This is a genomic window from Pseudomonadota bacterium (assembly GCA_039033415.1).
Taxonomy (GTDB): domain Bacteria; phylum Pseudomonadota; class Gammaproteobacteria; order Xanthomonadales; family SZUA-38; genus JANQOZ01.
On record JBCCCR010000023.1, the window covers coordinates 66,327 to 91,869 of the forward strand.

Below are 25,543 nucleotides of genomic sequence, written 5' to 3' on the forward strand. Positions count from 1 at the left end.
GGGGTTCACCGTTGTGTCAGGGTCGGGACTCTACTTGAAGAAGCGCGATTGGCAGCCAATCGGGTTCAGGTGAGGGTCTCATCCCTCGGAGCGGCGGCGCGCCGAAGGCGGTCGTTGATCGCCTCTCCCAGGCCCTCGTCCGGAATTGCCATCACCGCAATCGCCTCAGCGCCCTGCCCGTCCAGTTCCCGCAGCATGCGGTACAGGTTGGCGGCCGCTTCAACCGTATCACCCGTTGGGGAGAGGTTCAGCCCCGGCGGGGCGGTGGGCCCAAAGCTCAGCAGCACTTCACCACGGCGACAGGTCGTGGCGTTCAGCCGCAGCGTGGCCGCTGGCGCGTAGTGGGAACTGAGCTGACCAGGCGCGTTGATGTCGGAAGACACTCTGTCCGCCAGCGGCCCCACCACGTTTTCCAGCGCTGAGCGGCTGATTGCGCCTGGCCGCAACAGCCGAGGTGAATCGTCAGGCAGCACTGAAACGATGGCTGACTCAATGCCGGCCTCGCAGGGCCCCCCGTCGACGACAAGCGCCACCTCATCGCCGAAGGCTCGCGCCACGTCAGCCGCAGTTGTCGGGCTCAGGCGTCCCGACGGATTGGCTGAGGGCGCGGCCAGCGGACCCCCAAACGCATCCAGAAGCTGACGCGTCACCGGATGACCAGGCACCCGCAGGCCGATGGTCCCTAGACCGGCACGCGCCAGCTCACAGCTTTTGCCCCCCTCGTTGGCCGGCACCACCAGCGTCAGCGGCCCAGGCCAAAAAGCGTCAGCCAGAGCAAACGCCCGCTCATCGAGACATCCTTCGGTCGCGGCCATCGCCAAGTCAGCCACGTGGGAGATCAGCGGATTGAACGACGGCCTCCCTTTTGCCGCATAGATGTGCGCCACGGCCTCCGCGCTGGCGGCATCTGCCGCAAGGCCGTAGACGGTTTCCGTCGGTATGGCCACAAGCCGGCCCGCGGCCAACGCGGCCAATGCCGGATTGATGCCATCGGTACCCTCAAAAACGGGTGGGGCGGACATGCGATGCTCGATCATGGGACTCGGGAGAGACTACCGGCAAGCGTCCGAAAATGTAACTCAAGACGCTTCAGCGCTGTTCGGCCCTGCCGGAGGAAAAGACCGGAAAAAGTGGGGTGCAAGTCGTCGGGAATTCGTTATGATGAGATTTCCAGGCCTGTTCGACCACGCCACCCCGAGGCGCATGAGTACACCTTCGCTAGACGCTGAAAACGAGCCCGCCAGGGCAACACCATTCGTCACTGATGACGGCTTCCAGGCAGTCGAAATCCACGACGAGCGAACGATCCCGATCGAGTTTACCGGCCAGGCTGGCGTCTATTTTCGGATCTGGATCGTGAACCTGTGCCTGACGCTGCTGACGCTGGGCATCTTTTCTGCCTGGGCCAAGGTCCGCAAAAAGCGCTACTTCTATGCCAGCGTTCGCATCGACGATTCGCCGATGCAGTACCTTGCGGAGCCGATCCCCATTCTGAAGGGTCGTCTGGTCGCTGCGACGCTGCTGTTTATCTGGTGGTTCAGCAGCAGCTTTTATCTGCCTGCCCTGCCCTGGGTGCTCGGTGCAGGGCTGATCATCGCTCCGTGGATCGTGGCCAGCTCAGCGGCCTTTAACGCGCGCTATTCCGCCTGGCGGAACCTGACCTTCGTCTTTCACGGAAACTATCTGGGCGCGGCGGTCACCATCTACTGGCTCGGCCTGATTCCGATCGTGATCCTGGGTCTTATGTTCGACGGTTCGGACTCGGGGATTATCGGGGAACTGGTTTCTGCCCTCGGGTGGCTCGCGCTGCTGGTGATTCTTGCGGCCGGCGTGCTCTTTCCCTGGTGGTTAAACCGCCTGAAGCGGTTCATCGCCACCAACACGTCCTACGGCACATCGCGCGTGGTTTACGGCGCTCGCGGCGGGCAGTTCTTCGGCGTGTATTTTATGGCTGGACTCATCATGCTCGTGTCCGCGATTCTGAGCGCAATGCTGGCCTTTTTTGTTGGCGGTATCGACCCCGATTCCAGCTCGCAATTATTCCTGCTGACCATTCCCGTCTATCTAGGCTACGTCTTTGCCTTTGCCTACGTGCGCGCCAATGTCACCAACCTGGTCTGGAACCAGGCGCACCTCGGCTCAGTGTCTTTTCTTTCGACGATGAAAGGCGGGGAGCTGTTTGCGCTTTACCTCACCAACGCGCTTGCCATCATTGCAACCGTTGGCCTGGCGATTCCCTGGGCAGTGATGCGCACGATGCGCTACCGCGTCGAACACCTTTCAGCCCGCACCGATCGGCCGCTGTCGGACTTTATCGGCGATGACCGCAGCAATGTTCGCGCGGCAGCAGCCGAAACGGGTGACTTCTTCGATCTGGATCTCTCGCTATGACGGTTCTTGGCGGCTACTACTGCGACGGCAAGAGCGCGTTGCGTCACCCGGCAGAGCTGGAGTTGGCCGGCAACGAGGTCCGCCTCAAACGAGATGAGGAGGTTCGCAGCTTTCCAAGCGCGGAGCTGCTGGTATCCCCGCGCACCGGCGCTCAAAGCCGTCTCCTTACGCTTCCCGACGGCGGGCAGTTCCAGTGTGACGATGTCGAGACGCTCAATCGATTGCCTCAGGTAAGCCCCAGCGAAGGGGTCGTCGCGTGGCTGGAGCAGCGCTGGGGTGTTGCGCTGGGTTGCGTGGTGCTCGTGGCGCTGGTGCTATTTGCCGGGCATCGCTATGGGCTGCCGGCCGCAGCCGAAAGCATTGCGCTGCGAATCCCAATCGAATCAGAGCAAAACCTCGGTGAGCAAGTCCTCGACTCCATGCACGAGTTCGGCTGGCTTTTTCCTTCGCAAATTGACGTGCAGCGCCAGGAAAAGATTCGGGCGCGTTTCAACCAGTTCCGGCGTGGTCAGACCTACGAAGCGTATCTGGACCTGCAGTTTCGCGCCTCTGGTGCCATCGGGCCTAACGCGTTTGCCCTGCCGGGCGGTACCGTTGTCATCACTGACGACCTGGTCCGGCTGGCCGAGACGGACGAGGAGGTACTGGCGATCCTGGCCCATGAAATCGGTCACATCGAGCGCCGGCACGTCATGCGCACCCTCATCCAGAACTCACTGGTGGCGGTGGCCGCGACCGCGGTGACGGCAGACGCGGCGACCCTGACCGCCGCCGTAGCCGGCCTCCCGGTGGTGCTTCTGCAGAGCGAATACTCGCGAGAATTTGAAGAAGAGGCCGACGCTTATTCCTTTGCCTTGCTCCAGGAGCACGGCATATCGCCGGACGCTTTCGCTGACATCATGGAGCGACTGCAGCTACGCTACCCCGATTCCGAAAGCGCACTCCTCAACTTCGTGAGCACCCACCCCCAGACGGAAAGTCGCATCAGCAACGCCCGGAAAGCCGCCGATAAAGACGAGTCGACTTCGGACCAACTTTAGGTTGGATGGTCTCCTCCAAATTAATCCCAGCGAAGCATAAGCCAGGCTTTCGGGACGCGGTCAGTCGAGCTCAGTCGGCGAGCTCAACTTAGTCGCCCCTGTTCTTATATCTGGCAGCACCCCAGATCAGGAAGGAAAAACGGTCACGGGGTCGCCGGTAACCCACCGCGGATACTTGGGCATCACCTGAGTAAACAGCTCGCTCTCGAGAAATCGGTCCAGCCAGCCCCGGACCCACGGTGGCGCCTCCCGGTCGAAGCGGGTGCGATCGATGAACGCAAACTGGCGGACAAACGGCAGGACCGCCATATCAGCGACCGTAGGTCGGTCGTAGAAGAGCCAGCTTGTGCCTTCAGGCGTTGCAGCGATCCGCTCGAGATAAACGTTGGCTTTGGCGCGCTCCTGCTCCGGATCGGAGCTGAAGCGATTGTCATATTTCGTGCGGTCAAGAGCCGCTTTGAAACCACCGTCGTTGTGTTCAATCAGCGCCCGGCCCGCCTCTGGCATATCGAGCCAGCCTTCCGGATCGTGCTGAGCCAGCGCCCAGTGTATGATTTCCAGGCTTTCCTCGAGCACCGCATCAGCGGTGACCAGGACCGGCACCGTCGCTTTCGGCGATGCCGCCACAAACTCCGGCGCCTTATCCTTGAGCACAATCTCCCGCAGCTCGACCTGCAGACCGGCGTAGACCAGCGCCAGGCGAGCGCGTATCGCGAAGGGACAGCGCCGAAACGAGTAGAGTACCGGCCGCTCAGCCACGGACTTGCCCGCGCCGCCGCAGCTGCTTGAATGCCCCCGCGACAACCGCGGCTTCAATCACGGACGAAAGCTGGCTCCCCATACGCCAAAAACCGCTGTGGCTGGCGCCGTCCATAAACAGCTCTTCCGGATTGTCGAACGCTGCGTCCGGTCGCGAGGGTGACTGCGGATCCAGCAGGTCCGCGACGAGCTGCGCAGTCATAAGCGCATTGCTGGTGGTGGGCTCAAAGGCTTCGGTGCCAAAGACCTGCGCGCCAGCGAAGCCCGCCGCGAACAAGCGATTTTTGGTGACCGACTGCGTATAGGTTGCCGGGGCCACGTTGCACGACACGAGCTGACCTTCCGCTCGAGCCACCAGCGACCGCCAACGCTGAATCCGCTTCGCCAGCGTGTAGTTGGGGCCCTGCTGAGTAATCAGGCTGTTGATGATGCCGTAACGTTTCCCGTTCTCCCCCGACACCATCTGCCGGACGTTCGGCGCAAACAGGCGGGATCCGCTGACACTGCGCAGCAGCGAACGGACGGACCGAACGCCCGACGACGCCTCATACCGTTCACGCGATGCGGCGGCGACAGCCTCTGGTACCGCATACACGTCCGTTGGGGTGAGCAAAAAGGCAAGCTGCACCGGATGCGCGTTGCGCTGCGAGACTTCGGCCATGATCGCGTCCATCGCCACGCTCACGCGGACAAAACCACTCCCGTCGCGGTATGCGTAGCCGCCCAGAACCAGCGGCCGATCGAGCTCGATCAGCCAGCGGGAAATCTCCGCTGCGTCGGTCAGGAGGTTTGCGCCGGCCAGCTCGGTCAGCTCCTGATCGGACATATCGTCGGTTTGAGGCTTAGCGAGGGGGAAAATCAGCGTCCCCGCTGAGCGTCGTGCCGCCGCCAGCAGCGGCCCCCAAATCGAACTCCGGTTGAGATCTACGGCAATGACGGTCGCGCCCAGCTCAAGCAAGGTCGCAAAAGGACCCATTTCGGCGCCCGCGCCAAGCAGTACAATCGGTGGGAGCTCCGAAACCCACTCAGGGTTTTCGAGCACGCGTGTGACCGCCTCAGCATGGCTACCTTCAATGATGCCCCGTTCCCGCCACTGCGCGAGCTGCCCCAGCAGATTCACCCCGGTCAGGTGTCGGTTTTGATGAAGCACCGTCAACGGACGACGGTCGGCACCACCGGTAAGCACGGCCGTCTCGAACCGGCGTTCGGTCGGGATCGACATCGCGTCGGACAGCGAAACCGCTTCGCCTTCCCCGGCAAATTGAAAGGTCGAATGAACGGCGGCCAGACCTGCTGCCGCCATGTCGTTTGCGTGGTCCGCTGATGCCATCGCCTGGGCGGTGAGCTGCTCAAAGTATTGAGGGTATCGCTTTCGCCAGTTGGACTCGGCCGATACTCGCGCGGACCCGGCCTCGTCGACGGCACGCATCGCCTCGGCGACGATCGCTTTGCCCGTCGCGGTGGTGCTGCGCCGGCCGCTTTCCAGCTCGGGAAACACCACGCCTCGCTCGGTCATTTCTCTTCCTCTCTCGATCGATTTATTGCGCAAACCGGCCGCTGAGGGCTGCGCGCAAGAACGCGATGATAAGGCATTCAGCAAGCAGGAACACCAGGCCAAAACTGCCAGCTAATTAACAGTTTGGACCTCGTCAGTCGCTACACTTTGCGAAGTGTCACGGGAGTTGATTATGGTTCGAGCTGCACTCGCGGCGATCCTCACACTGGGTACAGGCGGCATCCTCGGCGACGCGGCCGCCACCCTAGTTTTCGAAGACGGATTTGAAGGCGGACCAGTGCAGACCGTCAACGACGTAGTCACCAGCGAAGCAGACGCCTCGCGGTTTCTTAGCTACGCGACGTTTGGTCCCACCATGGACGAGATCACTGCGCTGAACGGCTCCTCGTCCTCAGCGTGGTTTCTCCAGCAGCAGGGGCGTACCCCCAGCAGCTACCTCGACTACGTGTTTGCCGCCCTGCAGGAGCCCGGAGCCACCGACGGTAGCGGACAGCCGACCTTTCAGGGCCGGCGTACGCCAAACCACGCGTTCTGGGAGCTGACAATCACCGGTCCTGATCAGCTGCGCCAGCGTATGGCCTTTGCGCTGTCGCAGATCCTGGTCGTTTCCAACGCGATGAACACTCAACTGTTCGATTGGCCAACGGCGGTGGGTTACTACCAGGACGTCTTGATGACGCACGCCCTGGGTAACTACCGGGACCTGCTGGAAGCGGTGACCTACGCCCCGGCCATGGGGTCGTATCTGACCTACCTGCAGAACACGAAAGGTGACGAGGCCAGCGGCCGGGTGCCGGACGAAAACTACGCCCGCGAGATCATGCAGCTGTTCACGATCGGCTTGGTGGCACTCAACCCTGACGGCTCCCCGATTCTTCAGAACGGCCAGCCGGTCGAGCTCTACGACAACAGCGACGTCACGGGACTCGCTCGCGTCTTCACCGGTCTGAGCCTCGACAGCAACGTGTTTTTCTTCGGCTTCAATGAGCTGAACTCGGGCGCACTGTTTCGACCGATGAAGATCTTCCCGGACTTTCACTCGCCGCTTGAAAAGTCGTTCCTCGGAACGACGATCCCGGCCGGAACCGGTGCCGCCCAGAGTATCGACACGGCCTTGGATCTGCTGGTCGATCACCCCAACACCCCACCGTTTCTGGCGCGTCAGCTGATCCAGCGATTTGTCGCCAGCAACCCACCTCCCGCCTACGTGGCGCGGGTCGCGCAGGCGTTCTCGAGCGGCCGTTTTGTGCTGCCTAACGGCAGCGAGACCGGTGACGGCCGCCGGGGTGATCTGGCCGCAACACTGGCGGCCGTTTTGTTTGACCCGGAGGCCCGCAACCTTCCTGAGACGCCCGACCAGGCCGGCAAGCTACGCGAACCGGTCCTGCGCTTTACGCAGTGGGCCAGAGCCTTTCGCGTCGCAGGCGTTGAGCCAACGGCCATCCCGGTGCTGGATTTCACCGGCGCTACGGAAGATCTGGCGCAGGCGCCCTTTCAGTCGCCTTCGGTCTTCAACTTTTACCGTCCCGCCTTTGTCGCGCCCGGCACTCTGAGCGGCGCTGAGGGGCTGACGATGCCGGAACTGCAAATCGTCAACGCCAACTCGGTTTTTGGCTACAGCAACTTCATGGGTTACTTCATCTCCGGCCAGGCCGCTAGGGATTCAGCCGGCGGCGGAACGGCAGCTTTCGAGCCAAATTACAGCGCGGAGCGGGCGCTGGCGGGCGACCCTGCTACGCTGCTGAACCGGCTAGATCTGCTGCTCAATCACGGCGCCACGTCCGCCGTCACCCGACAGCGCATCATCGCGTTTGTGGAATCCCTGCCGCTGACTCAACCGTCAGATCCTGGCTACGACGGGCCCCTGGAGCGAGTCGTAGCCGCCGTCCAGATGCTGATGACCTCTCCAGATTACCTGGTACTTAAAGCTGAGGAGAACACCGATGCCCCTTAAGCGACGACAGTTTCTCAGCGGGTCCGCTGGTCTGACCTTGGCGGGCTATACGGGCCTGGCGGGGCTCCCATTCACGCTGCCGGCGACGGCGGCGGAGGTGGGAGGCTACCGAGCGTTGGTGTGTTTGTTCCTGCTCGGCGGCCTGGATTGTCACGACACGATCCTGCCCTTCGATCAGGCGTCTTACGACGAATACGCAGGGATCCGGTCTGAGCTTCTCAATCAGTACGGCAACATCGGCGGCGGCTCAACCCGGGACCGCTCGCGGCTGCTGCCGCTTGCCACCAGCGGGGACTTTGGCGGCCGAGAGTTTGCGCTGCCCGAGGAGCTGGCCGGCATCAAGGGTCTCTACGATGCCGGAAACGCAGCGATTGTTGGCAACGTTGGGCCGCTGATCGTTCCGGTTACGCGCACCGAAGTGCTCGCCGAGACCGCGCCGCTGCCCAAACGTCTCTTCTCTCACAACGATCAACAGTCCACCTGGGCGTCCAGCGCACCCGAAGGCGCGCAGTTCGGCTGGGGCGGACGGTTCGCCGACGCGGTGCTCGCTGCCGGTGGCAACAGCCTGCAGCCTGAATTCAGCGCCGTCACGACACTGGCCGATCGCCTATTTGTCACCGGGGCACAAACGGTGCCGTATCAGGTTGGCGTTCGCGGCGCCGCCAGACTGCAGGCGCTTGAGGCGTTGCAGGGTGCTCGAGGCACCCCCGAAGGTGAGGCGCGTTATCAGCTGCTGCGCGAACATTACCTGGCTGCGGGTTTTTCCAGCAGCAATCTGCTGAGCACCGACTACCAGGACTCGATGGCGGGCGCGCTCGTCACCAACGAACTCTATGATTCAGCGCTGGCTGCCGCTCCGCAGCTCTCAACGCCATTTCCGCAGGGCAACCTCGGCGGCCAGCTCGGCGCGGTCGCCCGGAGTATCGCGGCGCGACAGGAGCTCGGCGTCACCCGGCAGGTGTTCTTTGTTGCTCTGGGGGGCTTTGATACCCATTCCAGTCAGGTGCTTCAGCTTCCGGCCCTGCAGCGGGAGATCGACGCGGCGGTGGTGGCTTTTTATGCCGCCATGGAGGAACTCCAGATTGCCGATCAGGTGACCCTGTTTACCGCGTCAGATTTCGGGCGGACGCTGGCGGTCAACGGCGACGGCACCGATCACGGCTGGGCAGGCCATCACTTTGTGGTTGGTCAGGCGGTCAACGGTGGTGCGATCTATGGCTCGATTCCGGAGGCAACCCTCGGCCACAGTCAGGACGCCGGCGGGGGGCGTCTGATACCAACTCACTCGGTCGAGCAGTACGCGGCGCCGCTGGGTCAGTGGTTCGGACTGAACGCGGCGGAAGTAGACGCTGCGCTCCCGAATCTCGCCGGCCAGGGCGGATCGAATCTCACCTTTATCTAGTATCCTGTCATGCTGTCGCGGTGAGAGATCTCGCGCCAGCCGGCGTGCCGTTGGGTGGCGATGACCAGGCCGTAGAGGCTCAAGCCATGGATACCCAGTGAACGAGCGACCCGAGCCGGCGAAGCGAAACCGACCGCGCGCTATGTGGGCGATCGGTGCGCTATGTCTGATTATCATTGCGCTCTCGCTAGCGCTGGGGGCTTATCACAATCTCAAGCCCATGCCGCCAGGCACTGATTTTGAGGGGCCGCTCCGTCCCGCCACCAGCGTCACGTTTCTGGCCGACACCAGCTGGATCGATCAAGCGGGTGACCGCCAGGTGGAACAGACCATCTTTGGCGAGGTGCTCAAGATCATCGATCAGGCAACACACTTCGTGTTGCTGGACATGTTCCTGTTCAACGATTTTCAGGGCGAGATACCTGAGCTCACCCGCCCCCTGTCCGAGGAGATCACCAGCGCGCTGATCCGACAGCGGGGTCGCCACCCGACGCTCAACGTGGTTGTTATCACCGATCCGGTCAACGAGCTCTATGGGGGCATGGAATCACCTTATCTGGCACGCCTGCGCGGAGCAGGAATCCCTGTGGTGACCACCGACCTGAATCGGCTTCGCGACAGCAATCCGCTCTATTCCGGCTTCTGGCGGCTGCTCGTCAAGCCTTTCGGCAACACGCGCGCGGAAACGGTCGCCAATCCGCTTGGCCCCGGCCGCGTGTCCCTGCGTAGCTATCTCAAGCTCCTGAACTTCAAAGCCAACCATCGGAAGGTCATCGCGGCCGACCTTGGCGACTCGGCTGTTGCGCTCGTGTCCTCCGCCAACCCTCATGACGGCAGCAGCGCGCACCGCAACGCCGCGATACGCTTTACCGGCCCCGCAGTGGCAGACCTGGTGACCACAGAAAACGCCGTGCTTCGCCTGTCGGGGGCACCCGAAATCGAGCTGGATCTTGCTGCCCTGCAAGCGCCAGCCACACCCGGCTCTGCTTCGGTTCAGGTGGTGACCGAGCGCAAGATCAAGCGCGCGATACTCAATATGTTGAGTCAGGCCGCCGCCGGTGATCGGGTCCAGCTGATGATGTTCTACCTGGCGGACCGAGACGTGGTGGCCGCGCTGCTCGACGCGCATCGCCGGGCCGTCGACGTGCGGGTGCTGCTCGACCCCAATCGGGACGCCTTCGGGCGTGAAAAAAACGGTATTCCCAACCGGCAAACGGCTCACGAGCTGGCGAAGGCGGGCATTCCCGTACGCTGGTGCAGCACCGCTGGTGAGCAGTGTCACGCCAAGCTGCTGCTCCTGGATCATGCGCAGGGCAGCACGCTGCTATCAGGCTCCGCGAACTTCACTCGCCGAAATCTGAGCAACTACAACCTGGAAACAGACGTGGTGGTTCGGGGCGGGCAGACCCTGCCAGTCTTTTCCGCGGTGCGGGCGCAGTTCGAGCTTGAGTGGAGTAACGCTGACGGGCGTCGCTTCAGCCTGCCATATGAACAGTTTGCTGACCCGTCACCATGGCGCCGCGGCCTTTACCGAGTCATGGAGTGGAGCGGGCTCAGCACGTTCTAGGCAGAGCAAAACGCGATCGGAGAAACTGGGCAATGCCGTCTTCGTCGTGATGGCCGATCACTTCCGTCGCCAACGCTTTGAGCTCAGCTTTAGCGTTGGCCGGGGCGTAGCTTTCGTCAGCCACGGAGAACATGCTTACATCGTTATCGCTGTCGCCGAAACAGATAACCTTCTCGACGCCGAGCATCTCCCGCAGCACCTCAACGGCACCACCCTTGCTGGCGTTGCTGTGGTGGATGTCGATCCAGTAAAGATCATTACCCTCAAAAGCGGGTCCCGAATAAGCCACCAAGTGATCCTCGTCAGCGACCAGCATCGCCACGTTTTCAATGGCGCGGCGCGGTCCGATGGCCGACACGTTGATGATATCCACGTCGGCCGGCAGCATTTCCACGGGGCTTACGGTCAACCCGCGACCCTCAAGGTAGAGACGCTTGAGGTTCTGCTCCGCCTTGCTTCGCAGCGGCGCGTGGTACACGCCATGCACGTCATCGTCTTCGAGCGTAAAGATAAAGGGCGTCACGCCCTGATCAATGCAGGCCTGATTGACGTGACTGAGCTCAGCCGCCGTCAGCACGTTGTGATGGCTGAAATGCGACCGGTCCGGATGCCAGATCACCACACCATTTTTGTACACATGCGGCAGCCCGAAGCCCTGACCCTCCAGCACGCTGCGCGAGGCGTGTAGCGTCCTGCCGGTGGCAACCGTGTAGGCAATGCCGCTGCTCGCCAGCAGCTGCAGCGTCTCGCGCGTGAAGTCGGATATCACCGACTCGCGGTTGAGCAGCGTACCGTCGAGGTCAAATACCACCAGTTCCATGGTTCCAGTATATCGTTGGGCGATGACGATTCTGTGTTTAGGCCGGCGAGATGCGTTGATTCCGGAAATCGATCGCTTAGGAACCAGAACCCGCTCAATGACGCTATGCTGGCTAGTCCGCGCGCAGCAAGTCAGAGCCTGCGATGACTCAACCAATCGACAAGCGTATCGACATCGCCGTCCCCCAGGACCGCGTCTTTGCAGCACTCACCAGCAGCGAGGAGATTCCCCAGTATTTCCCCCTTTCCCGCGTCGAAGCAGACTGGGCTGTCGGCGGTGGGATCAAGCTGTTCGGCGAGGCTGACGGCACTCCCTTCGTCGACCATGGCGTGATCGAGATCCTGACGCCGCCCACCGTTTTTCAGTATCGATATTGGAGCGACAACCACGGCACAGCCCGACAGGCTGACAACGAGGTCACCATTCGCTACGAAACGTCAGATCGCCAAGGGAAAACGCGGCTGACCGTGACCCAGTCCAACCTGCCCTCACTAGAGCTTCGGCAGATGATGGAGCAACAGGTCTGGGATTTTCTTTTGGGAGCCTTGAAACAGTACCTTGAAGGCTAAGGTGACCATCGGACGCAGGCGGGCAGCTCAATCCACAATCGCGCCGTAGACCATCGCTCGAACGTAGGCCTGGTCGTCGAGGCCCAGCGCCGGGAGCAGCTGCGTGATGTACACGACAATCAGTTCTTCCGCCGGGTCCACCCAGTAGGTGGAATGATAAGCGCCACCCCAGCCGTACTCGCCGACGGACCCAGGCACCCCTCGCGCGCCAACGTCTTCCACCACCCAGAAGCCCAGACCAAAGCCTCGCCCGTCGCCGGCGAAAAGCGCCCCCGTCCAGGGGTAGTGGCTGGTTGTCATCAGCTCAACGGATTTACGGCTCAGGATCCGTGCGCCGTCGAGCTCTCCGCCGTTGAGCAGCATCTGCAGAAAGCGGCCATAGTCACCGGCGGTGGACAGCAGCCCGGCACCGCCGGAGAAGCTCTTGCGCGGTCCGTTGAGATAGGCACCCTGCCCGGCGTCAGAGGCCCGCTCAATGCCTCCGCCCTCCTGCGCGGAATACACCACGGTCAGTCTGTCGGCCTTTTCTTTGGGCAGATAAAAATGGGTGTCATTCATCTCGAGCGGCTCAAGAATCTGCGACCTAAGAAACGCGTCCAGGCTCATGCCGCTGACTTCTTCCACGACAACGCCAAGAATATCGGTGGAGTAACCGTAGACCAGTCGCTCACCCGGCTGCGCGTCGAACGGCAGGGACGCCATCTTGGCGACAGTCTCGCGGATCGGCTCTTCGCGGTCGGCAAAGTACCAGCCCACGATACCGGCCTTCTGCCATCGATCGGCTGCCGGCCCTACGCCGTAACCGATGCCGGAATGGTGGGTGAGCAGATCGCGCAGCGTGATTGGCCGGCTTGCCGGGACCACGTCGTAGCCACCGCTTTCTCTTGTCACCGCAACGGTTGTTGTACGAAACTCCGGCAAGTATTTGTACAGCGGATCGGCGATGACCAACGCACCGCGCTCCTGGAGCATCATGATCGCGACAGAAACCAGCGCCTTGGTTTGGGAGGCAATCCGAAAAATATCGTCTTCTTTCATAGCCGCGCCAGCCTCCCGGTCTCGAAAGCCGAATGACTCCAGGTAGGCCACCTTGCCGCGCCGGGCAACCAGCGCCACACCGCCGCCCAGCTCCCCTCGATCAACATAGCCTTGAATGGAGTCGCTCAGCGCCTCGAGTCCGGCTCCCGAAAGGCCGGCGTCAGCCGCGGGCATTCGCCCAAAAGACTCCGCAAGCGCGACGCTCCCGCCGACAATCGTCACGCTCAGCGTGGCCAGGGCAGCCCACAACCATAAGCGAGGCAGGTTTCGTTCAGGCTTAGTAGGTCTGGTCGTGCGGTGGGTCAGAGTGGACGTCATGGGTTGTGCCTTTCGCCGATAAGACCCGGCAACTGACCGGGCAGATCGTCGCATCCTACCTCACCCGGCGCTGGGTGACGCGGCCTGCAGCCGGCGACCTGCAAGCCAGACAATCGCGACGTTGGCCATCAGCCCCCACGCGCCCGACTCAACCCCCAGCGGGGAATCGCTCGCCAGCCAGCCGACGCCGGATGAAACCCGGAGCAACAGCACCACCGCGAGCCCTGTCGCCAGGCCGCGGAGCACCGCGCCGCCGCTTGGCGGATGCCGCTGAACCGCGCCAAGGATGGCGGGTGCCGCCTGGCAGAGCACCTCCAGCTTGACCACCGTCAGCTGCCAGATGGTCTGCGGCAGGTGGATGGCCAGCGTGGCCATAGCGGCCATCACCAGCCAAGAAAAAACCTTGCCCGTCAGCGTCAGCTGGGCCTCGGACGCTCCGGGTCGCCAGCGTCGGTAAAAGTCCTGCGTAAACAGCGAAGACAGCGCTAGAAGCGCTGAATCGATCGTCGACATGATGGCGGCCAGCGCCGCCGCCAGAAACATGACAAACAGCCAGCGCAGCGTCGGCACCGCTTCGATCAGATCCGCCAGCAGCGCCAGCGTAATGCCCTCGCTGGCGGCCCGGTCGAGGCCAGGAAGGACGGCCGCTCCGGTCAGGCCGATAGCGAGCACCAGGGTGATCGTGAGCAGGGGCATGACCAGCATCAGCTGGAGCGAGCGACGCAGGACTGCCGGGCTTTTCGCCGAAAAAATCCGCTGCAATGCCTGCGGATAGACCGCGGCGCCGAAGGCCACCACCAGTATGATGCTGGCATAACCGGCAAGCCTGGTGGCATCGGGTGGCTCCCAAAACTCCGGCCGCTGTTCCTTTAGCAGCTCCAGCAGCCGGGGCACGCCGTCGTAGTGCATATTAATCGCCACGAAAAAGGTGATGCAGCCAAGCAGGAGCAGTAGTCCCTGAATCGCGTCAGTCCAAGCGACCGACCGCATGCCGCCGAGTGACTCGTAGATCACCATGATCAAGGCCGCCATCCAGATGGCGCCGGCAAGGCTGACGTTCCCGTCGGTGACGGCGTAAAGCACCTGACCCACGGCCTTGAGGTTTGCCAGGATATAGCTCGCCAGAACCACCACAAAAACGACGTTCAGCGTCGCCAGCAGCGCCTTATGACCATACCGGTCGCGAATCAGATCACCGGGCGTGAGGTAGCGACGATGCGTCGAGAGGCGCTGCAGGCGCGGTGCGAAGAGCCAATAAACGCCGACGATACCGAGCATAAAGGTGATGGCGCTGAAAAAGGTAAAGCCCTGGCGATAGGCGTTGGCCGGATAACCGACCAGCGCGTTGCCGCTGTATTGGGTGGCGTACAGGCTGAAAAAGAGCGTGGGCAGGCCCAGGCCGCGCCCGGCGAGATAGAAGTCTTCCAGACTGTTATCGCGACGCGCCCGTCGGCCCAGCCAGCCGATCAGCAGCAGCGATGCAAGATAGCCCAGCAGAAATGCCTGGCCGGAAGTGCCGAGCATCAGGGCCGGTCTGACCGATCGACGACCGGACTGGGTTCATCGTCACCGCCATCGTTCCAGTGGCGCTGCAGCAGCCATCCAACGACAACAGCGTAGACCACCGATGCCAGCAGCGAGAACGCTGCCCAGGCGGGTATACCGGCAACTTCGCCATTCAATCCTGGCCACCATGGGACGGTCAAAAGCAGCAGCGCAACGGCGGCCATCGCTCGGGGACCAAAACCAAGTCCGCGATTCTTCATGTCACTGGGCCCGAGGCGCTGCGCGCAAGTCTGTGCCCTCGATGTCCTCTACGAGCTGGACGAATGCCGGATGCTTCCGGGCGCCGTCGTAGAATGGCAGCTTCGGCTCCATGAACGAATGCTCGCGGTTGGGTTGGACCATCGCTTCGCGCAGAAACTCGACGACGTCTTTCGCGGCGCCTGCGATGTAAAGGGCCGCCGTGCGAAAGACCTGGCGACGGGAAAGCTCTCGAAAAAGCCCCCGCCCCGCGGACACCTGCTCACTCATGGCGGCCATGATAGGGTAAATGTAATCCTGAGTGTTGGAGTAGGGCCGCGATAGTCGTAACCTTGGGCGTGTTAGCAAATCATAGGAATCTGTCCGTGACGATGAAACGAAACATGACCGTAGCGGCTGCCGCCTTACTTGCGCTCCTGATTTCCGGCTGCGGAGATTCCGGTGGCGGTGACGCGCCCGCTGAGACTGCGGCCCCGGCGAACGAGAACGACGCGTCGGCTCAGGCCTCGGCCCCGGCGCCCGAGGAAACCACGCCAACAGCCCTGCCACGGACACCGGCGCCGGAGGGAGCCCGCGCGTTTATCGTCGAGCCGGCCGACGGCGCCGTCGTTTCGTCACCGGTGAAGATCGTTTTTGGGGCAGAAAACATCCAGGTCATTGCCGCCGGTAACGATGCACCGGGCAGCGGGCACCATCACCTGATCATCGACGCACCGCTGCCCGACCTCGATAAGCCGATTCCGGCCTCGGACAATTACCGGCACTTTGGGGGCGCACAGACGGAAGCAACCGTCGAGCTGGAACCCGGCCAGCACGAACTTCGGCTGCTGTTTGGAGACTACCTGCATATTCCGCATGACCCGCCCGTCTATTCGGAGGTAGTGACGATAAGCGTACAGTAAGCGGCTTTGGATGCATTCCCGCCAGCAGCACCGAACGCCATCGGGGTTAAGGATTCGAGTTAAGCCGGCGTTGAATGACCCTGGCAGTCGCGCCGACTACCAGGTCTCCGCCGGCTGAGTCTTTTCCCCAGGCATTGGCCAGCGTCGCGTGGTGGACCACTCCAGACGAGACGGGTTTCCGGGCCTACGCCGCGGCTTGGATCGTGCTACAGCATTGCCAGATAGTCGGGCAGCTTGACGGCTGCCAACACCACCGACACCACCAGGCAAGCCAGTAAAATCCCGTTGCGCCAGCCGCTGGCCGTGTGTTCACCCATCACGGCCTTTCGATTCAGCAGGATCATCATGGCGATGATCACCATCGGGATCACCAGCACGTTCACTCCCATTAGAAGCACCACCTTGAGCAGCGCCGGAAAGTCCCAGACCGGCGCCAGGATCGCTGACGCAAGAGTCACCACCACAACCAGCCGGCGATAGAGCTTATTCTGTGGCGTGTACGACCAGTCCTTATCGAGCATATCCAGGGTGAGATAGATCACCACCTGTACGCAAATCACGAGCGTAGTCATTGCCGCGATAAACAGACCAAACGTGAAAATCGGAGGCCCCATAAAGCCAAGGACCGCCGGGAAGGCCTGGGTCAGAACCTGGCCCGCCGCGTTTACGGTCTCAATTTGAGCGTGATCGGCCAGCGGGTAGAGCGCAAAGCCACCGGCAATCAGGATGAACATGGCGTAGGCGCCGAAAATCACGCCAAGGTTGAGCACCGACTTTCGCAGGTCGGCCTTTAAGGTTGTCGCGCTGCCGCCGGCGTCGGAGCTCAGGTACGGAATTGCGAGCAATGCGCCGGGAGCGATGGCGGCTCCCACGATGGCGATGATGGAGCTGGTGCTCATGCGGACCCGATCACTCTCGCCAACGGGCAAGTCATCAGGGATCGTGGGAACAAGACCCACCACTATGTCGCCGAACTCGCTGAAACTGCGCAGGGCGATGAGCAAAAAGCAGAAAAACATCAGCACCATGAACCCCGTCATGGTTTTCTGTAGACGATCGTAACCCTGCGACAGCACCAGCCACAGCAGCAGCAGCGCAAGTCCAACGCAACCGCCCCATTCGAACTGCTGATATCGGGCCAGCACGCTAGGAGCAGCATCAGCACCCGGTGGGTGCATGCCAAAGAGCGACAGAAAAGCTGACGTCATGACCGAGAACTGCCCCATGGCGACCAGCACGTGTATCGGAACGTTGATCAGCAGAAAGAGCCAAGCGACCGTCGGGTGAAGCTGCCGGCGCACCAGCGTCATCATCCCCACGCCGCGATTGACGCTGCCAATGCGCGACGAGGAGTCGACGGCCACCACGAACAGTGGCAGCATGAACAGAACGACCCACAGCAGTTCGTAGCGAAACCAGGCGCCTGCCAGAATCAGGGAAGCCACCGCACCGGCCCCCATCGTGCCGGCCGCAATAACGGCGGCTGGACCGACAAGGCCCTGGAACAGCCGGTAGATTGCGTTCATGAAGGATGGAACATGGTCGCGGCGGCTTCGGGTCCGGCTAAAGAACCGCACGAGTCTACAGGCTCACCCGGTGCCGGACACCGCAATTGCGCGGAAAGCAACAAAATGAAACAGCTCACGTCATGTTGCCGAATCGACGTGTCTGTAAACATACGGTGCGGACGTTTTTTTCATGAAAGGATGACTACGATGACATCACTGTCCTTTAAACGTATCGATCATGTGTCTCTGACGGTTGCTGAGCTTCAGCCCGCCATCGATTTCTATACAAAGATATTCGGCGCCGAGCTTGCGTACGAAATGGGCCCCTTCGACGCCGCCGAATCACCCGTGATGGATGACGGGAGAGACTGGACCGAAGCTCATATCAACGTGCCGGGTGCCCGGCTTAGCATCGCGATGCTGAAGATGCCTTGCGGCCTGGGCATGGAGCTGTTTCGCTATGACAAGCCGGACGACGCGGCCAATGCTCCGCCACGCAACTGCGATATCGGCAGCCGCCATCTCTGCATCGAGGTGGAGAATCTGGATGAGTCGGTGGCCTTTTTGACCGAAAATGGCTGCACCCCGATGGCGGGGTCCATCGACATGGCCGGAGCGCCCTGTCCCGACAGCCGGTCGTACTATGTGCTGGATCCCTTCGGTCATCAGCTCGAACTCGTCCAGTACAGTTAGGAGAACAAGATGACACGCGAAGCCATCAATCCCGAGTCGCTCTACGGCAGCGTTCAGTACGGCTTTTCTCACGCCGTAAAGTCCACCGGGGGCACCACCATTCACTGCGCTGGCCAGGTGGGCTGGGACAAGGACTACAACCTCGTCGGCGAGGGTGACGTCGGCGCCCAGGCTCGTCAGGCGCTCAGCAACCTCAAGGAGGTGCTGGCGGCATCCGGTGCGGGTCCCGCGGACGTTGTGCGAATCCGCACCTACGTGGTCAATCACAGCCCGGAGATGATCGATCCAATCGGCGCAGCGCTGGGCGAGTTTTATGGCGATATCGTCCCGGCCGCCAACACGTGGATCGGCGTTCAGTCGCTCGCGCTGCCAGGCTTTCTCGTCGAAATCGAGGCGACCGCGGTCGTCGCGTAAGTTCACTCGCGAAGCAGGTTGGCTCGGGCCCCGGCGGTCACGGATCGATGACCGACGTTGACGTTGCGGTCATTGGCGGCGGCCTGATCGGCTGCGCCTGCGCCATGCATCTGGCCAAAGGCGGCGCCAGCGTCGCCTTGCTCGAACGGGGCCAGCTCAACCAGGGCGCGTCCGGTCAGAACGCCGGATCGCTGCACTTTCAGCTAGAACATCGCCTTCTGCAGGACATCGACGGCCAGCGCCGCGAGCTCGAACACTATGTTGGCCTGACACGGATCGCCATCGACCAATGGCGTCACATCGACGACGAGGTCGGCTGTGAAACCGAGCTGCACATGAATGGCGGCATCATGGTCGCCGAAACGGCGGAGCAGGTCGCGCTGCTCGAGCGTAAGGCTGAGATCGAACAGAGTCAGGGCCTGGAAGTCGAGCTGCTCGACGGACCCGAGGCGCGTCGACGGGCACCCTACCTCTCCGACTCGGTGCTGGCGGCGCTCTACTGTGAGGTGGAGGGTCACTGCAATCCCCGACTTCTGACGCCGGCTTACGCCGCCGCTGCGGGTCGTCATGGCGCACGACTGATCAGCGGCGCGTTGGTCAATACGATTCGCCGCAAAAACGGCGTCTGGTGGCTGGGTTTCAACCGGACGGCAGACCGCGGGGCTACGGAAACCTTGAGCGCGAACGCCGTGGTTAACACGGCGGGGGTAAGCGCGCCGGCGATTGCCGCGCTGGCAAATCTGCACCTGCCGCTGTTCCCCGTGGCGTTACTGATGAACTGCACCGAAAAGGTCGATCCGCTGCTGCCCCATCTGGTGCAGCATGTCGGGCGGAAGCTGTCTTTGAAACAAACGCACGCCGGCAATCTGCTGATCGGCGGCGGCTGGACAGCCCGCCTTCGCCAGAGCGCCGGAACCTGGTCCAGCACCTCCCCACCGGAGCTGTCGCTGGACTCGGTGATCGGCAACCTGCAGACGGCAGGCGACGTGGTGCCCGTCGTCAAGTCGCTGCGCCTGCTCCGGAGCTGGACCGGCATGACGGCGATCACCGCCGATCAGCTGCCGATTATCGGTGAGGTGAGCCTGGCGCCGGGATTCTACGTGGCCGCCGGCGGCTCAGGGTTTACCTATGGACCCACCTACGCACAGCTGCTGAGCGAAGAGATCCTGACCCAGAGGTCCTCCTTTCCGCTCGACCCCTACAGCCCCAACAGATTCCAGGGGCTGAACGCTTTTATGGGGGCCTAGACATGCCGCGCAGCAGCTCTACCGACATCACCCGCGGCGAGAACCTGGAGCTGACGGTCGATGGCCGGCGCATCCGGGTTTGCGCCGGGGAAACGCTGGCAACCGCCGTGCTCGCGAGCGATACGCTTACCTTCAATCGAACCGGCGGTCAGCAGCCGCGATCTGCTTACTGCAACATGGGCACCTGCTTTGAATGCCAGGTGCGCGTCGCGCCGGCGCCAGGCACACGCTTTCGCTGGCAGCGCGCATGCATGGTGCCCGCGCAGGCAGGCATGGTGGTGCTGACGGGCGTCTCCCGCCAATCCACTGGCGAGGAACATGACGGCTAGGGGCGCAGAGACCGAACTGGCGATTGTCGGCGCGGGCCCGGCCGGCATGGCTGCTGCCGTCGTCGCGGCGGAACACGGCGCGAGCGTTACCGTCATCGATGAGCAGCCGGCCGCCGGCGGGCAGTATCTGCGACAGCCGCCGCGGGAGTTTGGCGTCCGCAACTGGCTTGGCGGGCCAACCTATGAGGCCGGGAAAACGCTGCTCGAGCGGGCGGAATCCCTGACGAACGTAAGTTGGCATCTGCGTACAAGCGTCGCCGGTTTGCTTCGACGGGAAATGCCGGACCGCGGTTTTGAGGTGATCCTGGACCGTTATCCGATCGGCGACCAGGATTCGCTCACCACGCTCGAGGCCGAAACGGTCCTGCTGGCACCGGGCTGTTTTGACATGCCCGTGATGTTTCCGGGCTGGAATCTGCCTGGCGTGATGGCCGGCGGCGGCATTCAGGCGTTTATCAAAAGCCAGCAGTTTGTTCCCGGCAATCGGTTTCTGTTTGTCGGCAGTCACCCGCTGCAGCTGATCATCGCAGACCAGATTCTTCAGGCCGGCGGTGAGGTTGCAGGGGTGCTGTTTTCGCAGAGCCGTGCCAGGGCCCTCGCGTTGCTGGCTCACCCTGGAGTAATGCTCGCCAACCGCGACAAACTCTGGCAAACCGCGGAGATCATCGGGCGCCTGAAGAAGGCCGGTGTCCCGGTGGAGTTTAGTCAGACCCTGGTGTCCGCCAATGGTGCGGAAAAGCTGGAAAGCGTGACCGTAGCGCCGGTTGCGCGTGATGGTACCGTCCGCGCAACGCAGTCGAAACCCATAGCGTGTGATCGACTGGGCGTCTGTTTCAGCTTTCTGGCCTCCTCCGAGCTTGCCCGAATGGCCGGCGCGAGGTCGCGCTGGCACGCAAGCCGGGGTGGACTCATCGCTGAAGCCAGCGCCGAGCAGTGCAGCTCGATTGACGGCCTGTACGTGGCCGGCGAGATCACGGGGGTGTCCGGTGCTGAGGTAGCGGCGCTCGAGGGTGAGGTCGCCGGCTATCACATCATGGCCAGCCTCGGAAAACTGCCGCCCCAGCGGGCGCAGTCTTTGGCCGGTTCCGTGCAGCGACGGCTGAAAAAGGCCCGGGGCTTTGCCGACCTGCTCAACCGTCTCGCCTGGCCGGGCCAGGCGCTGCTCGATAGCCTGATGAAAGCTTCCGTCACCTTGTGTAAATGTGAGGAGGTGACCGTTGGCGATGTGGAGACGATGCTGACGGCCAATCCTCATATCCGCACCGCCAACGCCGCCAAGCTCCTGTCCCGGACGGGCATGGGGCTATGCCAGGGTCGCTACTGCCATGCTGCGCTCACCCGACTAATCGCGCGCCACCGCGGGATACCGGAGGACGCGGTCGGCGAGTTCACCGCCCGCTTTCCGAGCAAGCCGGTTGGAATCGATCAGCTGATCGAGCTGGGGCGATCGCAGGACAACATGTCCACGGACTGACCTTCGAACGTCAAGCTGCCGGGAGAAACGGCATAGTGGCCTCAATCTTTTGCAGAAGACGGACGGCTGCCACCGGCAGCTGCCGACCCAGGCGAGTGATGACGCTGGCGCTCGTGTGCATCAGCGCCGGGTGGTCGATAAGCACCGCGGTCAGACGACCCTCAGCGACCTCGGTGTGGGCGGCAATGCCCGGCAGGAGGGTGATCCCGTTGCCGGAGCGGGCAAACTCCTTCAGAACCATCAGTGAATTGCTCTCGAGGACCGGCTGAAAAAACACGTGCTCCTGAGCCTCCACCTCGCTCAGGACCTGGCTGATCCGAAAGGCGGATTCCGGCATGGCGATGCGCTCGTCCACGAGGTCCTGGAGCGTGACGCTGGAGCGCTTGCTGATTGCATGACCTGGGCTCGCAATGACCTTGATTGGCTGATCCGAGGACGCGCGAACCCGGATTTTTGCGTCCGGCTCCGGCTGGAACACCATGCCCATGTGGGCCTCGTCTTCCTGCACCAGTCCGACCACCTCCGCCGTTCCTCCGGTGCGGACGACCAAATGAATATCCGGATACTGCGCCATGAATCGGTCCAGCACGTTGGACAGCAGATCGCCAATCAACGCCTCGCCCACCGCGATCTTCACCGTACCGCCCTTGAGGTGATTCAGATCGCGGATCTGCGACACAAATGCCTCCTGCTGCATCGTGAACTCGCGGTAATAACGCAGCGCCAGCTCACCCGCTTCGGTCAGCTTGAGCGGGCTGCGGTTGCGTTCGATGAGCGGCGCGCCCAGCTCCTCCTCAAGCTGAGCGATCTGACGGCTAATCGAGGAAGGCGCCACGTTCAGGTTTTCGCTGGCGGCTCGCATGGTGCCGCCGCGCACCGCCTCGGCCAGTGATCTCAATCGGTTGTCGTGAAGTCGAGACATGCCGCCTACCTGGAATCTGTTGGGCTCGCGCGACCGGCGAGCCTGCGTGTTGCGCTAATCGCAACAGATTTCAATATAACTTGTTATTGATAGATCATTCAACCGCTCGTAGCCTGAAGAACGATCAATAAACATGTTAAGCGCTGAGCAAAAAATCCCTAGCTATCCGACCGTTACAAAGGGCTGACTCTCAACAGTGGATCGAAACTCCGTTTCTTGGCGCGGCTACCTGCCGGCGATCACCACACCGTTCGACGAAGACGGTGCGCTCGACCTGAACGCGCTAAAACGTCTTCTGGAGTGGCTCGCTCAGGAGGGGATGCACGGGCTCATTGTCGCCGGCACAACCGGCGAGTGGTTCAGCATGGACAGCGGCGAGCGAGCGCAGCTTTTCGGCTGCGTCGGTGAGGTTCTCAACGGGGAGATGCCGCTCATCGCGGGCTGCAACGCTTTCACCGCAGACAAGGTGCTGGCCAACGCCGACACGGCGGCTCGCTGCGGCTTTGAGGGCATCCTGGTCACGCCGCCACCCTACGTTCGCCCCTGCGAGCGGGAGGTGATCGCCTTCTACGAGGACATCAATCGGCGCTCGCCGCTACCCATCTGTGTCTACAACTGGCCGCCGGGTACCAACCTGGATCTGAGCAAAGCCACTCTTCGAGCACTGGCGCAGCTCGACAAGGTGGTCGCAATTAAGAACTCAACCGGCGATCGCGATCATTTTCTCGACGTGATGCGAGCCCTGCGCGACCAGGTTCGAATCTTTGGTATTCCAATGAACCAGGACGGTGCTCAGCTCGTGCTGGACAACGAGGCTGACGGGACCATGGGTGCCGCCGGCGTTCTCGGCAGCGCTCAGCCCGATTTCTTCAACGCGCTGTGGGCCGGTGATCGCGAGCGCGGCCTGGCCGCCGCTGCCCAGGACGCTCGGATCATGAGTGACTGGTTCAACATCGACTACACGGCGAAGTTCGGATCGGCCCAGGCCGTTTTCAAAACCGCCCTGAATCTGCAAGGCCTTCCCGGCGGCTGTCCACGCCGGCCGATTCTGCCGCTGTCCGATGAACACACCGCCCGCGTACGAGAAACGCTCGCAGACCTTGGGAGGCTGTAGACATGATGATCACTCCCGTCCTATCAATCTTCCGACGAGTCGCCGTCATTCCATACCGAGTGTCGCTGGCGCTGCTGACCGCGGCCACGTTTGCCGGCACCGGGTGTAGCCGGCAGGACAGCGCCGAGCAAATGCCGGCATCCGCACAGACGGAGCTCGCGGCACCGACGGCAACCGACGCAATGTCGCAGCTGGATACGCTGATCGAACAATTTGTCGAGAGCCAGTCCGACAGCGACCAGGAGATTGGGCTGCGGCCCGTGACCGCTGAGGCCTTCGAAGCGGAGATCGACGAAATGCGCACGCTCCTGGCCGCAGTCCGGGCGGTCGATCCAGCGGGGTTAAGTTTTGAGGCTAGCATCGACCAGCGAGTGCTGATCGGGATGCTCGATACCGACGCTTTCGCGGCGAGCGATCGGCGGCTCTGGGAAATCGACCCATCGATTTATGTACCCGCGGGCCAGGTGGGCCGGCTGCTGGAGCCCGAGTCGATTCAGTCTCCGGCCGAACGAGCCGAGGCGCTTGCGGCCGTATTGGCCGACATACCCGAACACGTCAGACAGGCGAGGATCAACCTCAAAAATCCGCCGCAGCGGTTCACCGAAAGCGCCATCTTCAAGACCGCAGGCACCATCAAGAGCCTGACCGAAGACGCTTCGACCCTGGCCACTGACGCTCCGGCTGGGGTGGATGCGTTTAACGATGCACTCAGGGAAGCCATCGAGGCCCTGGAAAGCTTCCAGGCGTACCTTGAGACAGAGCTGTTGCCCGCTGCGAACGGATCGTGGGCGGTCGGCAAGAATCACTACGACTATATCCTGAAAAATCGCTGGTTCTTTGATCTCGACGCCGACGACATTTTGGCGCGCGGCCAGTCTGGCTTCGCCGAGACGGAAGCACTGGCACAGCAGGTCGCAAACCGTATCGAGCCTGGCAAACACTGGGCCGAGGTTTACGAGACCCTGAAGGACGATCACCCGCCGATTGACGGGATCAAGGCGGCTTATCAAGCATCGATCGACGAGGCTCAGGTATTTATCCGCGAAAACCAGATCGTCACCCTGCCGGATGGGGAGCGGGTTGTCACGCTCGACACGCCGCCGGCCATGCGACGTTCCTCTCCCTTTGGCACGTTTCAGTCGGTAGATCGTTTCGGCACCGACCTCGAAGGCAAGCTGCTGCTAACGCCGATCGAGGGCTGGATGTCCGAGAGCCAGCAGGCTGAGCGGGTACGTTCACACCACAACGCCTGGATACCGGTAATCGCTGTCCATGAGGCGTATCCGGGCCATCACACCGACGCGCTTAAGACCCGAGAAAACCCTCGGCTCCTGCGCAAAGTTGTGGGCGAATCGATCTTCGCGGAGGGCTGGGGCCTGTTTACCGAAGAGCTTATGTACGAGCTTGGCTTTCTTCAGGGAGATGATGTTCGCCTGACACAGCTGCGCAACAGGCTTTGGCGAGCGGCGCGGGTGATCCTCGACGTGAGCCTCCACACGGGTCGCATGACCTTCGACGAAGCGGTGGATTTCCTGGTCGAAAAGGTGCGCTTCGAACGCTATGCGGCCGAGCTGGAAGTTGGCATGTACACCGAACGGCCCACGTTCGTGCTGGGCTACCTGATTGGCATGCAGGAAATCATCGACATTCGCGCAGACTGGATCGCCCGCTACGGCGAGCCTGACCCGCCTTCCGAATTTTATGACGCGCTGCTGAGGATTGGATCCATTCCGCCAGTTCTGGTTCGCGAGTCGCTTCTGGCCAGGGACGAGCCACCGTCAGCGCAGGCTGATGGACCTTAA

General features: G+C 62.2%; 24 protein-coding genes. 14 read left to right on the forward strand and 10 right to left on the reverse strand.

The annotated features are described in order from the left end of the window. Window positions 1-65: 65 nt before the first annotated feature. Window positions 66-1,022 (reverse strand): L-threonylcarbamoyladenylate synthase, encoded by a 957-nt coding sequence (locus AAF358_18240; GenBank protein MEM7707503.1) that lies wholly within the window; start codon window positions 1,020-1,022, stop codon window positions 66-68. A gap of 136 nt (window positions 1,023-1,158) precedes the next feature. On the opposite strand from AAF358_18240, the gene AAF358_18245 reads away from it, so the two are divergent. Together AAF358_18245 and AAF358_18250 are read left to right on the forward strand one after the other, a co-directional pair. Beyond that, the gene (locus AAF358_18245) at window positions 1,159-2,391 is read left to right on the forward strand and encodes a YjgN family protein (GenBank protein ID MEM7707504.1); all 1,233 of its coding nucleotides are present in this window, start codon (window positions 1,159-1,161) and stop codon (window positions 2,389-2,391) included. After that, window positions 2,388-3,431 (forward strand): M48 family metallopeptidase, encoded by a 1,044-nt coding sequence (locus AAF358_18250; GenBank protein ID MEM7707505.1) that lies wholly within the window; start codon window positions 2,388-2,390, stop codon window positions 3,429-3,431. Before AAF358_18245 ends, AAF358_18250 begins: the two co-directional genes overlap by 4 nt. Before the next feature lie 126 nt (window positions 3,432-3,557). On the opposite strand, the gene AAF358_18255 is transcribed toward AAF358_18250, so the two are convergent. Beyond that, window positions 3,558-4,190 carry a glutathione S-transferase gene (locus AAF358_18255; GenBank protein MEM7707506.1) on the reverse strand — a complete coding sequence of 211 codons (633 nt, stop codon included), beginning with the start codon at window positions 4,188-4,190 and terminating at the stop codon, window positions 3,558-3,560. Beyond that, a complete protein-coding gene (locus AAF358_18260; protein MEM7707507.1) occupies window positions 4,183-5,706 on the reverse strand; it encodes a hypothetical protein in 1,524 nt (507 codons plus the stop codon). The genes AAF358_18255 and AAF358_18260 overlap by 8 nt, the downstream gene beginning before the upstream one ends. 172 nt (window positions 5,707-5,878) lie before the next feature. On the opposite strand from AAF358_18260, the gene AAF358_18265 reads away from it, so the two are divergent. The 3 genes from AAF358_18265 (at window position 5,879) to AAF358_18275 (ending at window position 10,629) form a co-directional block, all read left to right on the forward strand. Next, window positions 5,879-7,660: a DUF1800 domain-containing protein gene (locus AAF358_18265; GenBank protein MEM7707508.1), complete on the forward strand. Its 1,782-nt coding sequence runs from the start codon at window positions 5,879-5,881 to the stop codon at window positions 7,658-7,660. Beyond that, window positions 7,650-9,062, forward strand: a complete 1,413-nt coding sequence (locus tag AAF358_18270) for a DUF1501 domain-containing protein (GenBank protein MEM7707509.1) — start codon at window positions 7,650-7,652, stop codon at window positions 9,060-9,062. Before AAF358_18265 ends, AAF358_18270 begins: the two co-directional genes overlap by 11 nt. 97 nt (window positions 9,063-9,159) lie before the next feature. Further along, window positions 9,160-10,629 carry a phospholipase D-like domain-containing protein gene (locus AAF358_18275; GenBank protein MEM7707510.1) on the forward strand — a complete coding sequence of 490 codons (1,470 nt, stop codon included), beginning with the start codon at window positions 9,160-9,162 and terminating at the stop codon, window positions 10,627-10,629. Here AAF358_18275 and AAF358_18280 read toward each other — a convergent pair. Further along, a complete protein-coding gene (locus tag AAF358_18280; protein MEM7707511.1) occupies window positions 10,616-11,449 on the reverse strand; it encodes an HAD family hydrolase in 834 nt (277 codons plus the stop codon). The genes AAF358_18275 and AAF358_18280 overlap by 14 nt on opposite strands. Before the next feature lie 143 nt (window positions 11,450-11,592). On the opposite strand from AAF358_18280, the gene AAF358_18285 reads away from it, so the two are divergent. After that, a complete protein-coding gene (locus tag AAF358_18285; GenBank protein MEM7707512.1) occupies window positions 11,593-12,018 on the forward strand; it encodes an SRPBCC family protein in 426 nt (141 codons plus the stop codon). A gap of 27 nt (window positions 12,019-12,045) precedes the next feature. On the opposite strand, the gene AAF358_18290 is transcribed toward AAF358_18285, so the two are convergent. The 4 genes from AAF358_18290 to AAF358_18305 are packed head-to-tail and all read right to left on the reverse strand — an operon-like array spanning window position 12,046 to window position 15,417. Next, a complete protein-coding gene (locus AAF358_18290) occupies window positions 12,046-13,374 on the reverse strand; it encodes a serine hydrolase domain-containing protein (GenBank protein MEM7707513.1) in 1,329 nt (442 codons plus the stop codon). A gap of 60 nt (window positions 13,375-13,434) precedes the next feature. Continuing rightward, complete coding sequence (locus AAF358_18295; protein ID MEM7707514.1) at window positions 13,435-14,898, reverse strand: sodium:solute symporter family protein; 1,464 nt, start codon at window positions 14,896-14,898, stop codon at window positions 13,435-13,437. Then, a complete protein-coding gene (locus AAF358_18300) occupies window positions 14,898-15,140 on the reverse strand; it encodes a hypothetical protein (GenBank protein ID MEM7707515.1) in 243 nt (80 codons plus the stop codon). The genes AAF358_18295 and AAF358_18300 overlap by 1 nt, the downstream gene beginning before the upstream one ends. A 1-nt stretch (window position 15,141) precedes the next feature. After that, window positions 15,142-15,417 carry a hypothetical protein gene (locus AAF358_18305; protein ID MEM7707516.1) on the reverse strand — a complete coding sequence of 92 codons (276 nt, stop codon included), beginning with the start codon at window positions 15,415-15,417 and terminating at the stop codon, window positions 15,142-15,144. A 92-nt stretch (window positions 15,418-15,509) separates the two neighbouring features. Here AAF358_18305 and AAF358_18310 point away from each other — a divergent pair, with 92 nt between their 5' ends. Next, a complete protein-coding gene (locus AAF358_18310) occupies window positions 15,510-16,040 on the forward strand; it encodes a DUF4399 domain-containing protein (protein MEM7707517.1) in 531 nt (176 codons plus the stop codon). A gap of 206 nt (window positions 16,041-16,246) precedes the next feature. Here the strand turns inward: AAF358_18310 and AAF358_18315 are convergent, their stop codons facing one another. Continuing rightward, a complete protein-coding gene (locus AAF358_18315) occupies window positions 16,247-17,566 on the reverse strand; it encodes a divalent metal cation transporter (GenBank protein ID MEM7707518.1) in 1,320 nt (439 codons plus the stop codon). 189 nt (window positions 17,567-17,755) lie between these two features. Here AAF358_18315 and AAF358_18320 point away from each other — a divergent pair, with 189 nt between their 5' ends. The 5 genes from AAF358_18320 to AAF358_18340 are packed head-to-tail and all read left to right on the forward strand — an operon-like array spanning window position 17,756 to window position 21,705. Then, window positions 17,756-18,241 (forward strand): VOC family protein, encoded by a 486-nt coding sequence (locus AAF358_18320; protein ID MEM7707519.1) that lies wholly within the window; start codon window positions 17,756-17,758, stop codon window positions 18,239-18,241. Between the two features lie 9 nt (window positions 18,242-18,250). Continuing rightward, on the forward strand, window positions 18,251-18,655 hold the full coding sequence (locus AAF358_18325) for a RidA family protein (GenBank protein MEM7707520.1): 405 nt from the start codon (window positions 18,251-18,253) through the stop codon (window positions 18,653-18,655). Window positions 18,656-18,702: 47 nt separating this feature from the next. Then, window positions 18,703-19,902 carry an FAD-dependent oxidoreductase gene (locus AAF358_18330; protein MEM7707521.1) on the forward strand — a complete coding sequence of 400 codons (1,200 nt, stop codon included), beginning with the start codon at window positions 18,703-18,705 and terminating at the stop codon, window positions 19,900-19,902. A gap of 2 nt (window positions 19,903-19,904) precedes the next feature. Continuing rightward, a complete protein-coding gene (locus tag AAF358_18335; GenBank protein MEM7707522.1) occupies window positions 19,905-20,231 on the forward strand; it encodes a (2Fe-2S)-binding protein in 327 nt (108 codons plus the stop codon). Beyond that, window positions 20,221-21,705, forward strand: a complete 1,485-nt coding sequence (locus AAF358_18340) for an FAD-dependent oxidoreductase (protein ID MEM7707523.1) — start codon at window positions 20,221-20,223, stop codon at window positions 21,703-21,705. Before AAF358_18335 ends, AAF358_18340 begins: the two co-directional genes overlap by 11 nt. Before the next feature lie 10 nt (window positions 21,706-21,715). On the opposite strand, the gene AAF358_18345 is transcribed toward AAF358_18340, so the two are convergent. Further along, entirely contained in the window at window positions 21,716-22,627 is a 912-nt protein-coding gene (locus tag AAF358_18345) for a LysR substrate-binding domain-containing protein (GenBank protein ID MEM7707524.1), read from the reverse strand. Between the two features lie 196 nt (window positions 22,628-22,823). Here AAF358_18345 and AAF358_18350 point away from each other — a divergent pair, with 196 nt between their 5' ends. Beyond that, window positions 22,824-23,741, forward strand: coding sequence for a dihydrodipicolinate synthase family protein (locus AAF358_18350; GenBank protein MEM7707525.1), 918 nt, complete (start codon window positions 22,824-22,826; stop codon window positions 23,739-23,741). A gap of 2 nt (window positions 23,742-23,743) precedes the next feature. Continuing rightward, window positions 23,744-25,543 carry a DUF885 domain-containing protein gene (locus tag AAF358_18355; GenBank protein MEM7707526.1) on the forward strand — a complete coding sequence of 600 codons (1,800 nt, stop codon included), beginning with the start codon at window positions 23,744-23,746 and terminating at the stop codon, window positions 25,541-25,543.

Excerpts from the sequence above, each read along its gene's own strand:
- AAF358_18340 (MEM7707523.1), top strand. The coding sequence starts at position 20,221 with ATGACGGCTAGGGGCGCAGAGACCGAACTGGCGATTGTCGGCGCGGGC.
- AAF358_18310 (MEM7707517.1), top strand. The coding sequence starts at position 15,510 with ATGAAACGAAACATGACCGTAGCGGCTGCCGCCTTACTTGCGCTCCTG.
- AAF358_18285 (MEM7707512.1), top strand. The coding sequence starts at position 11,593 with ATGACTCAACCAATCGACAAGCGTATCGACATCGCCGTCCCCCAGGAC.
- AAF358_18315 (MEM7707518.1), bottom strand. The coding sequence starts at position 17,566 with ATGAACGCAATCTACCGGCTGTTCCAGGGCCTTGTCGGTCCAGCCGCC.
- AAF358_18290 (MEM7707513.1), bottom strand. The coding sequence starts at position 13,374 with ATGACGTCCACTCTGACCCACCGCACGACCAGACCTACTAAGCCTGAA.
- AAF358_18345 (MEM7707524.1), bottom strand. The coding sequence starts at position 22,627 with ATGTCTCGACTTCACGACAACCGATTGAGATCACTGGCCGAGGCGGTG.
- AAF358_18270 (MEM7707509.1), top strand. The coding sequence starts at position 7,650 with ATGCCCCTTAAGCGACGACAGTTTCTCAGCGGGTCCGCTGGTCTGACC.
- AAF358_18300 (MEM7707515.1), bottom strand. The coding sequence starts at position 15,140 with ATGAAGAATCGCGGACTTGGTTTTGGTCCCCGAGCGATGGCCGCCGTT.
- AAF358_18260 (MEM7707507.1), bottom strand. The coding sequence starts at position 5,706 with ATGACCGAGCGAGGCGTGGTGTTTCCCGAGCTGGAAAGCGGCCGGCGC.
- AAF358_18330 (MEM7707521.1), top strand. The coding sequence starts at position 18,703 with ATGACCGACGTTGACGTTGCGGTCATTGGCGGCGGCCTGATCGGCTGC.
- AAF358_18250 (MEM7707505.1), top strand. The coding sequence starts at position 2,388 with ATGACGGTTCTTGGCGGCTACTACTGCGACGGCAAGAGCGCGTTGCGT.
- AAF358_18295 (MEM7707514.1), bottom strand. The coding sequence starts at position 14,898 with ATGCTCGGCACTTCCGGCCAGGCATTTCTGCTGGGCTATCTTGCATCG.
- AAF358_18305 (MEM7707516.1), bottom strand. The coding sequence starts at position 15,417 with ATGGCCGCCATGAGTGAGCAGGTGTCCGCGGGGCGGGGGCTTTTTCGA.
- AAF358_18245 (MEM7707504.1), top strand. The coding sequence starts at position 1,159 with ATGATGAGATTTCCAGGCCTGTTCGACCACGCCACCCCGAGGCGCATG.
- AAF358_18335 (MEM7707522.1), top strand. The coding sequence starts at position 19,905 with ATGCCGCGCAGCAGCTCTACCGACATCACCCGCGGCGAGAACCTGGAG.
- AAF358_18320 (MEM7707519.1), top strand. The coding sequence starts at position 17,756 with ATGACATCACTGTCCTTTAAACGTATCGATCATGTGTCTCTGACGGTT.
- AAF358_18240 (MEM7707503.1), bottom strand. The coding sequence starts at position 1,022 with ATGTCCGCCCCACCCGTTTTTGAGGGTACCGATGGCATCAATCCGGCA.
- AAF358_18355 (MEM7707526.1), top strand. The coding sequence starts at position 23,744 with ATGATGATCACTCCCGTCCTATCAATCTTCCGACGAGTCGCCGTCATT.
- AAF358_18265 (MEM7707508.1), top strand. The coding sequence starts at position 5,879 with ATGGTTCGAGCTGCACTCGCGGCGATCCTCACACTGGGTACAGGCGGC.
- AAF358_18280 (MEM7707511.1), bottom strand. The coding sequence starts at position 11,449 with ATGGAACTGGTGGTATTTGACCTCGACGGTACGCTGCTCAACCGCGAG.
- AAF358_18325 (MEM7707520.1), top strand. The coding sequence starts at position 18,251 with ATGACACGCGAAGCCATCAATCCCGAGTCGCTCTACGGCAGCGTTCAG.